10 protein-coding genes are annotated in these 13440 nt (G+C 67.4%); 4 read left to right on the top strand and 6 right to left on the bottom strand.

The features are described 5' to 3' along the window. The 4 genes from RMO97_RS00300 to RMO97_RS00285 all read right to left on the bottom strand — a co-directional run. Positions 1-1251 (bottom strand): ABC transporter ATP-binding protein (locus RMO97_RS00300; protein WP_310538572.1); only part of this gene is annotated, 1251 nt, incomplete at its 3' end. Then, entirely contained in the window at positions 1248-3047 is a 1800-nt protein-coding gene (locus RMO97_RS00295) for an ABC transporter ATP-binding protein (RefSeq protein ID WP_310538571.1), read from the bottom strand. The genes RMO97_RS00300 and RMO97_RS00295, both read right to left, overlap by 4 nt. Before the next feature lie 247 nt (positions 3048-3294). After that, complete coding sequence (locus RMO97_RS00290; protein WP_310538570.1) at positions 3295-4074, bottom strand: DUF1365 domain-containing protein; 780 nt, start codon at positions 4072-4074, stop codon at positions 3295-3297. 2 nt (positions 4075-4076) lie between these two features. After that, positions 4077-5420, bottom strand: a complete 1344-nt coding sequence (locus RMO97_RS00285; protein WP_310538569.1) for an FAD-dependent oxidoreductase — start codon at positions 5418-5420, stop codon at positions 4077-4079. Positions 5421-5554: 134 nt separating this feature from the next. On the opposite strand from RMO97_RS00285, the gene RMO97_RS00280 reads away from it, so the two are divergent. Then, positions 5555-6583 carry a cyclopropane-fatty-acyl-phospholipid synthase family protein gene (locus RMO97_RS00280; protein WP_310538568.1) on the top strand — a complete coding sequence of 343 codons (1029 nt, stop codon included), beginning with the start codon at positions 5555-5557 and terminating at the stop codon, positions 6581-6583. Between the two features lie 11 nt (positions 6584-6594). Beyond that, on the top strand, positions 6595-6999 hold the full coding sequence (locus tag RMO97_RS00275; RefSeq protein WP_310538567.1) for a DUF2177 family protein: 405 nt from the start codon (positions 6595-6597) through the stop codon (positions 6997-6999). 110 nt (positions 7000-7109) lie between these two features. Here the strand turns inward: RMO97_RS00275 and RMO97_RS00270 are convergent, their stop codons facing one another. Further along, positions 7110-8783, bottom strand: coding sequence for a response regulator (locus RMO97_RS00270; RefSeq protein WP_310538573.1), 1674 nt, complete (start codon positions 8781-8783; stop codon positions 7110-7112). 5 nt (positions 8784-8788) lie between these two features. Then, on the bottom strand, positions 8789-10258 hold the full coding sequence (locus RMO97_RS00265) for an ATPase domain-containing protein (protein ID WP_310538566.1): 1470 nt from the start codon (positions 10256-10258) through the stop codon (positions 8789-8791). Between the two features lie 354 nt (positions 10259-10612). Here RMO97_RS00265 and RMO97_RS00260 point away from each other — a divergent pair, with 354 nt between their 5' ends. Next, positions 10613-12199 carry an AMP-binding protein gene (locus RMO97_RS00260; RefSeq protein WP_310538565.1) on the top strand — a complete coding sequence of 529 codons (1587 nt, stop codon included), beginning with the start codon at positions 10613-10615 and terminating at the stop codon, positions 12197-12199. A 241-nt stretch (positions 12200-12440) separates the two neighbouring features. After that, positions 12441-13440: DegT/DnrJ/EryC1/StrS aminotransferase family protein (locus RMO97_RS00255; RefSeq protein WP_310538564.1), on the top strand; the 1000-nt coding region annotated here is incomplete at its 3' end.

Here is a 13440-nt window from a genome sequence, read left to right as displayed (position 1 = left end):
GACCTCATAGAAGCGGTGGGCCAGCGCGATGATGCTGGTCTTGCCCGAGCCGGTGGGACCCACCAGGGCCACGACCTCCTTGGGCCGCACCATCAGGCTGATGTCGTGCAGGACCGGACGCTTGGGATCGTAGCCGAAGGTCACGTTGCGGAATTCCACCGTGGCCGGCACGTCCTTCAGCTCGATGGCGCCGGGCTTGTCGGCGATGGTGACGGGGACATCGATCACCTCGAAGATCCGGTGCCCCGCGGCCATCGCTCTCTGCATGATGGTGTACTGCATGGACAACATGCGGACCGGCTCGAAAAACCGCTGCACATAGAGGATGAAGGTCACCATCACGCCGACGTTGAGCGTGCCGCCCAGCACCGCATTGCCGCCGACGATGATGACAATGGCCATCGCCAGGCCGGTGAGCACGTCCACGGTGGGGACCATGATCTGGGTCATCCAGGAGGCGTGGACCTGGGCGGTGAAGTTCTCCTGGGCCTTCTCCTTGTAGAGCTCGAAGTTCAGGTGCTCGCGGCGGCTTTCCTGGACGGTGCGGACGCCGTTGATGTTCTCCGCCAGGGCGGAGTTGGCCGTTGAGGAGGCGTCGCGGGCGAGGCGGAAGCTCTTCTTGGAGAAGGGCAGCCAGACCGCGCGAATGGCGATCAGGGCGGGCAGGACCGTCAGGGTCAACAGGCCGAGCTTCAGGTCGGTCATCAGCAGCACGACGGTGATGCCCACCAGCATCACGAAGTCGCCGATGGCGCCGTTCATGTTCTCCAGGAACTCCTGGAGGGCGTTTACGTCCCCCTGCAGGCGGGCCATGATCCGGCCGACGTGGGTCTTGTCCATGAAGGACAGGGACACGTCCTGGAAGTGGGCGAACATCTTGCGGCGGATGTCGAAGATCACCCGCTGCGCCAGGCGGGAGGACAGCCATTCGCCGATGAAGAAGAAGGCGGCGTAGGCCGCGGCCACCGCGGCGAAGACGATGAGCGTCCGGTCCAGCAGAGGCCCGTCCTTGGCCACCGCCGCATTGACCGCCGCGCCGATCATGGCCGGGACCGCCACCTGGGTGGCGGCCGAGATCAACACGGCCACCTGGGCGATGACCAGGGAGCGCTTGTGGGGGCCCAGGAAGGCCAGGAACCGCCGCGCGACATTGATGTCGAAGGTGCCGAAGACGTCGTCGCCCTCGGAGGAGCCCAGGGAGGCGCGGGGCGTGCTGCGCCTTTGCGCGGCGTTCGCGGTGGTGTCGGTCACGCGGGGGCCCCTTCCAAGGTTACGTCGTCCAAGGTCGCCGAGGCGTCCGAGCGCGACTGCAGTTCATAGAGGTCGGCATAGACCCCGCCGGCCTTGAGAAGCTGCGCGTGGGTCCCGCGCTCCACCACCACCCCGTCATCGAGCACGATGATCTGGTCGGCGTGCATCAGGGACGACAGGCGGTGGGCGATGATGATGGTGGCCTTGGTCCGGGTGGCCTCGGCCAGGGCGTCGCGCACCCGCCGCTCGGTCACCGCATCGATGGCCGCGGTCGAGTCATCGAAGATCATGACGCCGGGACCGGGCACCACGCCGCGCGCGATGCTCATCCGCTGGCGCTGGCCGCCGGACAGGGCCACGCCGCGCTCGCCGACCCGGGTCTCGTAGTCGGCGGGCAAGCCCACGATGTGCTCGTGGATCTGGGCGGTCTTGGCGGCGCCGACGATGCGCTCCTCCTCGGCCCAGGGATCGGCATAGGCCACGTTGTGGCCGATGGATGAGTCGAACAGGAAGGCTTCCTGCTGCACCAGGCCGACATATTCGCGCAGGGACGGCAGGGTCACGTCGCGGATGTCGACGCCGTCGATGGTGATGGCGCCGCCGGTGACGTCGTAGAAGCGGGGGATCAGGTTGGCGATGGTGGACTTGCCCGAGCCGGGCGGGCCGACGATGCCCAGGGTCTGGCCAGGGCCGACCTCGAAGTCGATGCCGGTGAGGACCTGCTTGCCGGGGACGTAGCCGAAGTCGACGCTCTCGAAGCGCAGTACGCCCTTGGACGGCGCCAGGGGCCTGGCGCCCGGCGCATCGGCGATCTCCGGCTCCAGGTCCAGCACCTCGAAGACCCGGGCGCCGGAGGAGGTGGCCCGCGCCGCGGCGTTGAAGATCATGGCGATCTGGCGGATCGGGCCCTGCAGCAGGGTCATGTAGGTGAGGTAGGCGGTCAGGGTGCCGACACTCATCGTGCCGGCCGCCACCTTGTGGCCGCCGTACCAGAGGACGCCGGCCATGGAGGCGTTGAAGGTCACCTGCATCACCGCGACGCCCCGGAAGCGCAGGGTGATGCGCTTGTAGGAATAGGCCAGGGCGTCCACCGAGGCCTGGTCGAACTTGGCCATCTCGAAGAGCTTGCCGGCGAAGGCGCGGACCACCCGGATGCCCTGGAGGTTTTCCTCCATGGTCAGGGTCAACTGCGCCATCAGCTCCTGGAACCGCAGCCAGGTCACCCGCAGCAGGAAACCCATGCGGCCGAGCGCCAGGGCCGAGAAGGGCACGAAGGCCAGGCCGATCAGGCCGAGCGTCTGGTCGATGGCCAGCATCTGCCAGGAGGCGAACACCAGCAGCAGGGCCAGGGTGAGGATCGGCATGAGGCCGCCCTGGATGAAGACCCGGGCCCCTTCCAGGTCGAGCATGCCGCGGGTGACGAGGTCGCCGGAGTGAATACGGTCGTGGAAGCCGAAGGACAGGCGCTGGAGCTGCTGGAAGAACTGGAGACGCAGATCGTGGCCGACCTTCTGGCTGACCAGTTCGCCCAGATAACCCGACCACATGGTCATGGCGCCGCGCAGAATGGTGGCGCCGATCACCAGCCCGGCGGTGATCATCAGGGCCTCGCGGGCCTGGTCGGCCTGGGTGGCGCCTTGCAGCAGCAGGCCGTGCGCCTGGTCCACGGCGCGGCCCAGCAAGGTCGGCAGGGCCAGGCTGGCGAGCGCCGCGCCCAGCGAGGCGGCCATCGCCAGGGCCACCAACCACGGGTAGTTAAAAGCCAGACCCACGATCCGCTGCAATACGCGGGGCATGGTCTTCACATCGACTTGGATTGGCTCGGAATCAGCCGACGCCGCACCCCGCCGGGAGGGGTGTGAATCACTCATCTAAAATTTCCATCGTCTAGTATGGAAACATTCTGAGGCGCCCGCCCCAGGCGCGCCAGACCTGTTTTGACGCTGGTGGCGAATAGGCGGGGAAGGTTGCGGTGATGTGTCTGCGCCCGGATTTGGCGAGGCGGAACGCTTTCCTCCCCTGTTTGCGGGGGAGGAGAAGGGTCTAGGCGGCGCTAACCTGGGCCGCCGGAACCACAGTCACAGGCGCGCCCGGGGCCTTGGGACGGGGGCGGAGCTTTTCGCCCTTGCGCCAGATTTTCAGGGCCTCCCAGTGGATGGCGGCCATGACGCCGAGCGTCATCAGGGGGTGGCTGAGCCAGGCTTTCCAGATCGCGGCGTCGGTGAGCTCGGCGCGCTGTCCGGCGAAGTTGGCGGCCAGCAGGCGTCCCTCGGCGTCGTGCACGTCGACGGTGATGGAGACCGCCTCGCCCGGCGGAGCGATGCGGAAGGCGTAGGCCAGGTCCATGTCCATGAAGGGCGAGACGTAGAAGCTCTTGGGCGCCTCCTGCTCGATGACGCCTGCCCCATGGGCGGGGATCAGGTAGCTGTGGCGGTCGCCGAAGGTGTTGCTAACCTCGTAGAGGATGGCCGACAGGGCGCCGTCCGGGCGGTGGCAGAAATAGACGCTGAGGGGGTTGAACACCCCCCCCAGGATACGCGGCATGCAGAGCAGGCGGACCGGCCCGCCGGACGGGATGCCCGCGGCGGCGAGGTGGGCCTCGACCTGCGTCTTGAGCGGGGTCGCCGAACCGTCGAGATGGTCGCGCTCCGAAAAGCTGGTGAGCCGGAAGCGATCCTGCCCGAATAGCTTCAGCCGACCGTCCAGGGTCGAGAGTTCGTCGAGGTCCAGCAGCATCATGAAGATGCCGTAGCGCAGCTTGTGGCCGCGGGGGCGGAACCGAGTGTGGGTGGTGACTCCGGAATAGAGGCCGGAGGCGAACATGGTCAGGCGGCCTGCACGGCGGGCGCGGGAACGCCGCCGTCCAGATGGATGCGACCGGACTCGTTCTCCACGGTCCAGGGGCGGCGGACCCCGCCCAGCTCCTCGGCGACCGCCAGCCCCGACTGCAGGGCGTCCTCGTGGAAGCCATGGCCGAGATAGGAGCCGCAGAACCAGGTGCGGCGCACACCCTGCAGCGACCAGATCTCCCGCTGCGCGGCGATGGCCCCGGCGTCGAACAAGGGATGCTCATAGACGTCGGTATGGATGACGGCCTCGGGCGCGATCTCCTTGGTGGGGTTGAGGGTCACGAAGTAGTCCGTGGCGGTCTTCAGGCCCTGCAGCCGGGTCATCCAATAGGTGACGCAGCCCTCGCCGGGCGCCGACCGCTTGCCGATGTGGTTCCAGCTTGTCCAGGCGCTGCGGCGCTTGGGCATCAGGGCGGCGTCGGTGTGCAGGACGGTCAGGTTGCGGCTATACTCGAAGGCCGACAGCAGGCGCTGCTCTTCAGGCGTGGCGTCGTCCAGCAGGCGCAGGGCGTGGTCGCCATGGGTGGCGATCACCACCTGGTCAAAGCGTTCCGCGTGCCCGTGGGCGTCCCGCAGTTCCACGCCGAGGGCGTCGCGGCGGATGGAGACGATCCGGGCGCTCGACCGGACCTCGCCCTGGAAGGCGGCGGCGAGCTTCGAGACGTAGGCGCGGCTACCGCCCGTGACCGTGCGCCAGGCGCCGCGGCCGAAGATCGTCATCATCCCGTGGTTCTGGAAGAAGCGGATCAGGGCGGCGGCCGGGTAGTCGCGGATGGAGGTAAGCGGAGTGGACCAGATGGCGGCGGCCTGGGGGATCAGGTGATCGTCCCGGAACGCCTGGGAGTAGCCCTTCTGAGACAGATAGTCGTCCAGCGAGGTGAGCGGCGCCTCGAGGCTGGCCAGATCCTTGGGGCCGTGGCGGTAGAAGCGGTTGACGTCCCGCAGCATGCCCCAGAACCGGGCGCTGAACAGGTTACGCTTCTGGGCAAAGATCGCGCCGCTGGAATATTCGAAGGCGCCGTCGTCGAGGGAGACGCTCAGCGCCATGTCGGCCGGCTGGCTGGCGACGCCCAGATGATCCAGCAGGGCCGTGAAGTTGGGGTAGTTGGGCGGGTTGTAGACGATGAAGCCGGTGTCCACCGGGGTCGCTTCCTGGCTCCCGCGCACCTCCACCGTGTTGGCGTGGCCGCCCAGCCGGTTGTCGGCCTCGAAAAGGGTGACCACATGCTTGGCCCCCAGCATCCAGGCGGCCGAAAGGCCGGCGACACCACCACCGACGACGGCGATGCGGAGCGGTTTGTCAGGGCTTTGCGGCGTCACGGAACCTCCTGGGCGAGTAAGGTAGAGTTACGCGAGGCGACTGTCTGCGGATGCAAACGCCGCATCCGTGGCCAAGCTGCATCCGTATGGCTCCTGAAGGCTTCTTTCCAGGAGCCAGCAGAGGGCCGCCCCATATGAGTCTCGTCGCCAGCACCATTAACGCCTTCGAGGGCGCGCCGCTTCCCGATCTGGTGCGCCGCGCCGCGGTGGACTTCCTGGTGGCCAATGCGCGCCGCAACCTGTCGGGCGCCCCGGCCGACGCCGACGCCCAGTTCGCTCTTGAGATGGCCCAGCGGCCGATCGCCGAGCATACAGGTGAGGCCAACGACCAGCACTACGAGCTGCCCGCCGCCTTCTTCGAAGCCGTGCTGGGACCACAACTGAAGTATTCCTGCTGCCTCTATGGCGAGGGCGCGACGACGCTGGAGGAGGGGGAGGAAAAGGCCCTTGCCGAGACCGCCGCCCATGCCGACCTGAGGGACGGCCAGCATCTCCTCGAGCTCGGCTGCGGCTGGGGGTCGCTGTCGCTGTGGATGGCCCGAAACCTGCCCGGCGCGCGGGTCACCAGCGTTTCCAACTCCAGGAGCCAGGGCGAGTTCATCCGCCGGCGGGCGGCGGCCCAGGGCCTGACCAACCTCACCGTCATCACCGCCGACATGAACGACTTCGCGGCGACGCAGGGCGCCTTCGACCGCATCGTCTCGGTGGAGATGTTCGAGCACATGGCCAACTGGCGCGGGCTGCTGACCCGGGCCAAGAGCTGGTTGAAGCCGGACGGGGCGATGTTCATCCACGTCTTCACTCACAAGACCACGCCCTACCGGTTTGACGTCAATGACGAGGCCGACTGGATCGGCCAGCACTTCTTCACCGGCGGCGTCATGCCCAGCCACGACCTGATGCGGCAGTTCCCCGACCTGTTCACGGTCGAGGCCGACTGGCGCTGGAGCGGCGCCCACTACGAGACCACCGCCAACCAGTGGCTGGAGAACTACGACCGCAACGCCGCCGTGATCCGGCCGGTCCTGCGGGAGGTCTATGGCGACCAGGCGGTGCTGTGGCGCCGGCGCTGGCGGCTGTTCTTCCTGGCCACCGCCGGCCTGTTCGGACATCGTGGCGGGGCCGAGTGGGGCGTCAGCCACTATCGCCTGCGGCCGGCCTGAGGGAGCCCGAGATGCTGAAATACATCATCGCCTACCTGGCCACGGGCCTGGTCTTCGCCGCCGTGGACGCCGTGTGGCTGACCTGGAGCAATGAGCGGCTCTACCGGCCGACCCTCAATCCGGTCCTGGCCGACGAGGTCAATCTGAAGGCCGCGGCGGTGTTCTACGTCGTCTACATCCTGGGGATCATGGCGCTCGCCGTCTCGCCGGCCACCTCCTGGACCAAGGCCATGACCACGGGGGCGATCCTGGGGGCGGTCTGCTACGCCACCTATGACCTGACCAACCAGGCGACCCTGAAGGTCTGGTCCACCAAGATCACCCTGGCCGACATCACCTGGGGCGCCTTCGTCACCGCCCTGGCCGCGACGGCCGGCTACCTCGCCCTGCGCTGGGCGCGCGCGAAGTTCGGCTAGGCCCTTTCCGGATCAGGTTGAATCAACCTGATCGGATAAAAAGGGTCTATCTTCTTGAATATAGAGCATGTCCGGGCGGCGAACCGGCGCCCACTTGCGCCCGACATGCTCTAGGCGGAGAGGCTCTCGAGAACGGCCCGCAGCTTGCTGGCCAGTTCGTGGTCCTCGAAGGGCTTCTGGATGACGCCCGCCTCCCCGGCATGGGCCAGGGCATCGACATCGGCATAGCCGGTGACGAAGACGATCGGCAGGTGGGGCCGCCGCGTGATGGCCTCGCGGGCCACCTCGGCCCCGTTCATGCCGGGCATGGCGAAGTCCAGCAGCATCAGGTCGATGTCGGGCCGCTGCTGCAGGGTCTCCAGGGCCGCGCCGCCGCTGCCGGCCTCCACCACGCAGTAGCCGAGCTCGTCCAGCATGCCGGCGGTGATTTCCCGCACGGCGCTATCGTCGTCCACCAGCAGGACCACCGGACGGCCATCGATCCCCCTGGGCGCCTCGCGAGGCAGGGCGCGCGGCGCGGCGATGTCGTCGCAGCGCGGCAGATAGACCTCCACCGAGGTTCCTTTGCCAGGGGCGGTGTCGATGCGCACCCCGCCGCCGGACTGCTTGGCCAGGCCAAACACCTGGGACAGGCCAAGCCCTGAGCCCTTGCCCACCGCCTTGGTGGTGAAGAAGGGTTCGAAGACCTTGGCCAGCACCTCGGAGGGCATGCCCGTGCCGGTGTCGGAAACCGCCACCATCACATAGTCCCCCGGCGGCGGCTCCTCGGCGCGGCGGGGCTGGCCGAGGGTGGCGTTGGCGGTGCTGACGGTGAGTACACCGCCCACCTCCATCGCGTCGCGGGCGTTGATGGCCAGGTTGAGGATCACCAGCTCGATCTGGGTCGGATCGATCAACGCCCCCCAGAGATCGCCATCGAGGTCGGTCTCGATGCGCGCGTGGGATGCCATGGTGCTCTGCAGCAGGTCGCGCATGCTCTCCACCGTCTGGTTGAGGTTCACCAGTTGCGGCTCCAGCTTCTGGCGGCGCGAGAAAGCCAGCAGCTGGGCGGTGAGCTTGGCGCCTCGCTGGGCGGCCTGTTCCATCATGTCCAGGCGGCGGAGAGTGGTCGAGTCCGTCTCCGCCTTGGCCAGCTGGCGGACATTGCCCAGCACCACGGTGAGCAGGTTGTTGAAGTCGTGGGCCACGCCGGAGGTCAGCTGGCCCACAGCCTCCAGGCGCTGAGCCTGACGCAGGGCCGCCTCGACCTTCTCGCGCTCCTCGATCTGGGTGACCAGCTGGCGGTTGGCGGCGCCCAGCTCGGCGGTGCGCTCCTCGACCCGGCGCTCCAGCAGGGTTTCGGCCTCGCGGATTTCGTCGATCCGCTGGCGGGCCTCGTACTGGCGCCGCCGCGCGCGCAGGGCGGTGCGGGCCACGCTGACAAGGCTGGTGGGGTGAAAGGGCCGCTCCAGGAAGATCACGTTGCCCAGGGTCTCGGTCAGGCGGAAGGCCTGGGGATTGCGCTCCAGCCCGCCGCCGCGTTCGGTCAGCAGGATGAATGGGAAGTCCGACCAGGGCGGCTGTTCGGCCACCCACCGGGAGAGGCCGGCGACGTCGACATTGTGGAGGGCGTTGTCCGCCAGCAGGGCGAAACCCGCCCCCTCCGCAAGTTCGCGGCACAGGTCCTCCACCCTGCCGCAGGCGCGGCTGAGGATTCCGGCTTCCCTCAGCAAGCTGGAGGCGATCTGGGCGTCCCGTCCAGCCGGGGTGAGGATCAGGGCGGTCTCTTCCCGCGAGGCGGCCATGACAGTCACACGCGTTCGTCCAGCAGGGACTCGGCCTGGCCGACATAGACCGGGACGCCGCGCAGGACGCCCTGGAAGCCCTCCAAGGCCCCGCCGACCGTGAGGCCACGCCCATCGATCACGTATTCGCGGATCGTGTCCTCGTGCGACCCGGTGCGCTTCTTGATCACCGAAATCGCCCGTCGCACCCGTCCCGTCGCCTCGAAGTAGCGCATCAGGATGACGGTGTCGGCCAGGTAGGTGATGTCCACCGGCGCCTTCATGTCCCCCACCAGGCCATGCTGGGCCACCGTCAGGAAGGTGCTGGCGCCGCGACGGTTAAGGAAGGTCAGCAGTTCATGCATGTGCAGCACGAGGAACTGTTCCTCGGGCATGGCCGCCTGGTAGCCGTTGAGGCTGTCGATGACGATGGTCTGCAAATTCCGCGCTACCACGCACTCGCGGACCTTGTGGGTGAATTCCCCCGGCGAGAGCTCGGCGGCGTCCACCTGCTCTATGAGCAGGTCCCCTGAGTCACGCATCGCCGCCAGGTCGATGCCCATGGCCCTGGCGCGGGCGAACAGCAGGCCCAGCTCCTCATCGAAGATGAACATGGCCGCCTTCTCGCCGCGCTTGATGGCGGCGACGACGAACTCCATCGTCAGCAGCGACTTGCCGGCGCCCGCCGGCCCGAGGACCAGGGTGCTGGAGCCGCGAGCCACGCCGCCCCCCAACAAGGCGTCCAACTGGGTGACACTGCTGGCCAGGATGTCGCGCTTGAAGTCCAGGCGATGTTCCGAAGCGACGAGGCGCGGAAAGACGATGAGGCCGCCATGCCGGATGGCGAAGTCGTGGAAGCCGCCGCGGAAAGGTTGGCCGCGATACTTGATCACCCGCATCCGACGGCGCTCGGCGCCGTAGGCGGGGGCCAACTCCTCCAGCCGGATCACCGCATGAGCAACGCTGTGCACCGTCTTGTCGTCGGCCTCGGCGGTCATGTCGTCCAGCATCAGGACCGTGGCCCCGCTTCGGGAGAAGTAATGCTTCAGGGCCAGGATCTGGCGGCGGTAGCGCAGGGAGCCGCCGGCCAGCAGGCGTATCTCCGACAGGCTATCGATCACCACGCGGGAGGGCTTTGTATCCTCAATGGCCCCGAAGATCATCCGGGTGGCCTCCCCGAGCTCGAGATCGGAGGAATAGAGCAGGCTCTGCTGGTGCTGCTCATCCAGCAGATCCTCGGCCGGGATCAACTCGAACACCTTGAGCCGGTCAGGCAGCACCCAGCCATGGGAAGTGGCCGTGGCCTGCAGCTCTTCAACGCTCTCCGACAGGGTGATGTAGAGCCCGGTCTCGCCGGCTTCCGCTCCGGCCATCAGGAACTGCATGGCCGCCGTCGTCTTGCCGGAGCCCGGGGTCCCTTCCAGCAGATAGATCCGTTGGCGGGTCAGGCCGCCCCCCAGGATGTCATCAAGACCGGCCACACCGGTGCGGGCCATCCGGTCTAATTGCTTGTTCTCTTGATCGCTCAAGCGCCTCACTCGCGTCGTTTCAAGGAACGGCGAGCGTGGCCGCTCACCGTTGACAGCACATAACGGCCTAGTTCGTTTTGGGCTCCCCGACTTCGGCGCCAACGAAGTTTCATGGCTAAGGTTCCACATCCGATCGCCGTCCGGATTTCCGGGGCGTTGTCGAGCGCGCCGAGCCGTGTGATGGTAGGTTTCCGGAACGGAACGGCAGGCCACAGGCATATTGCGCCCGCGACCGCCGAGCGACCTCCGCGCCGGAACCTACAAAATTGATTGCACCGCGTGAAAGCCGCTGCCGGCCACCGGGCGACGGGAGGAATTTGAATGCAAGAATTTAAGACGCCGGAAGAATTTAACGCGGCTCTGGACGAGTCGGCCAACCACGGCATGACCGTGGCCTTCTGGGCCGACCAGGCGCCGGACCGCACCGCTGTGGTGGACCCCTCCGGGCGCGAAAAGACCTTCGCCGAGGTCAACGCCAACGCCAACAAGCTGGTGCGCGCCCTGCGTAAGGCGGGCCTGAAGGCCGGCGACAGCCTGGCCCTGCTTTGCTCCAACCGCGCCGAGTTCATCGAGACCCTGGCGGCCACCCAGCGCAGCGGACTGCGCATCACCCCGGTGAACTGGCACCTGACGGTCGACGAGATCGCCTACATCATCAAGGATTGCGAAGCCAAGGCCCTGGTGGCTGAGGCCCGCGTGGCCGCCGCCGCCCCCGCCGCCGCCGAGTGCCCCGACCTGCTGATCAAGCTGTCGGTGGGCGGCGATATCGAGGGCTTCCTCAACTACGAGACGACCCTGGCGGCCGAGGACGGCTCGGACATTTCCGACCCCGTCCGCGGCGGCCAGATGATGTACACCTCCGGCACCACCGGGCGGCCCAAGGGCGTGCACCGCGCCAACGCCCCGGTGATCCCGCCGAGCATGCTGGCCCTGCGCGGCTACGATCCGAAGACCTCGGTGCAGATGTGCGCCGGACCGGCCTATCACGCCGCCCCCCTGGCCTTTGACGTCAACGCCTCGATGAACGCCGGCGTGCCTCTGCACTTCATCGACAAGTGGGATTCCGAGCACGTCCTGAAGACCATCTCGGAGAAGAAGGTCACCCACTTCCACCTGGTGCCGATCATGTTCCAGCGGCTGCTGTCCCTGCCGCCGGAGGTGAAGGCCAACTATCCCATCGACCACGTGGAATACATCGTCCACGGCGCGGCCCCCTGCCCGCCCGAGGTCAAGCACGCCATGATCGAGTGGTTCGGCCCGGTGCTGAGCGAGTACTATGCCGGCTCCGAAGGCGGGGCGGGCTTCACCATCACCGCCGAAGAGTGGCTGAAGAAGCCCGGCAGCGTCGGCAAGCGTCCGCAAATGCTGCAGGTCCGCATTCTCGACGAGGAAGGCAATGAACTGCCTCCGGGCGTACCCGGCGGCATCTATCACCAGCTGCCGCCCGGCGGCGGCTTCACCTATTACAAGGACGAGGCCAAGACCAACGCCAACCGGCGCGACGGCTTCTTCACCATGGGCGACGTCGGCTATTTCGACGAGGACGATTACCTGTTCCTCACCGGCCGCAACGCCGAGACCATCATCTCCGGCGGGGTGAACATCTACCCGCAGGAAATCGACAACGAGCTGATCAAGCACCCGGCCGTGGCCGACAGCGCCACCGTCGGCATCCCGCACGACGAGTGGGGCGAACAGGTCCGCGCCGTGATCATGCTGAAGCCCGGCTACGAGCCCTCCGACCAGTTGGCCCAGGAGATCCTGGGCTTCGGACGCCAGACCCTGGCGGCCTACAAGGTGCCGCGGGGGCTGGACTTCGTCACCGAGCTGCCGCGTTCCGAGGCCGGCAAGATCCAGCGCAACAAGGTCCGCGCCCCCTATTGGGAAGGCCGCGCCCGGCAGATCTAGGGCTTTGTCACCTCCTCTCCCACTTGTGGGAGAGGGTAGGGTGAGGGCTCTTTCTGAAGTTCCGGGACCACGCCGAGGCCGAGACGCGCAGCCTTGCTGCGCGCCCCTCACCCTACCCTCTCCCCCTGAACGGGGAGAGGAGAGGCCTTCACCCGCAACTTTCCGAAAACAAGCGTGTGTGGCTTGGCTAGACTCGCCGTGTCATGAAGCGCGCCGCTTCGTGACCCGGGACTGATCCGCCATGCCGATTCCGTTCATCGACCTCCAGGCCCAGCGGGTCCGCCTCGGCCAGCCGCTAGAGGACGCGATCCTCAAGGTGGTGCGCTCGGGCGCCTACATCATGGGCCCCGAGATCGCCCAGGTCGAAAACGAGCTGGGCGCGTTCGGCCAGGCGCCCTTCGTGCTGTCCTGCGGATCCGGCACGGAAGCCCTCCAGCTGCCGCTGATGGCCTGGGATATCGGCCCCGGCGACGCGGTCTTCTGCCCTTCCTTCACCTTCGCGGCCACGGCCGAGGTCATGCCCTTGGTGGGCGCCTCGCCGGTGTTCGTCGATGTCCTGCCCGACACCTACAACCTCGATCCGGTGAAGCTGGACGCGGCCATCGAAGCCATCAAGGCCGAGGGCAAGCTGACGCCGCGCGCGGTGATCGCGGTGGACCTGTTTGGTCAGCCTGCCGACTATCCCGCCATCTCGGCGGTGGCCAGGAAGCACGGCCTGAAGCTGATCGCCGACTCCGCCCAGGGCTTTGGCTGCACGCTCAATGGCCAGCACCCGATCGCCTGGGCCGACGTCACCACCACCAGCTTCTTCCCGGCCAAGCCGCTGGGCTGCTACGGCGACGGCGGGGCGGTGCTGTGCAAGGACGAGCGGCTGCACGACCTGCTGGTCTCGCTGCGGGTCCACGGCCAGGCGGTGAAGTCCGACATCGCCGGCAAGACCTTCGACCACGATCCCAAATATCTAAATATGCGCGTCGGCATGAACAGCCGCATGGACACCCTCCAGGCCGCCGTCCTGCTGCAGAAGCTGACCATCTTCGAGGACGAAATCGCCGCCCGCAATCTGGTGGCCGACCGCTATGCGGCGGGCCTGAGCGACGTGGTCCGGACACCCCCGGTGATCGCGGGCGGGGTCAGCGTCTGGGCGCAGTATACGATCGAGACCGACGACCGGGATGGCCTGGCGGCCCACCTGAAGGCGGCCGAAATCCCCAGCGCCGTCTACTATCCGATCCCGATCC

Source organism: Phenylobacterium sp. (genome assembly GCF_031425575.1).
Classification (GTDB): domain Bacteria; phylum Pseudomonadota; class Alphaproteobacteria; order Caulobacterales; family Caulobacteraceae; genus Phenylobacterium.
Note: the sequence above shows the minus strand (reverse complement) of the source record. Positions and strands in the feature narration are given on the sequence as shown.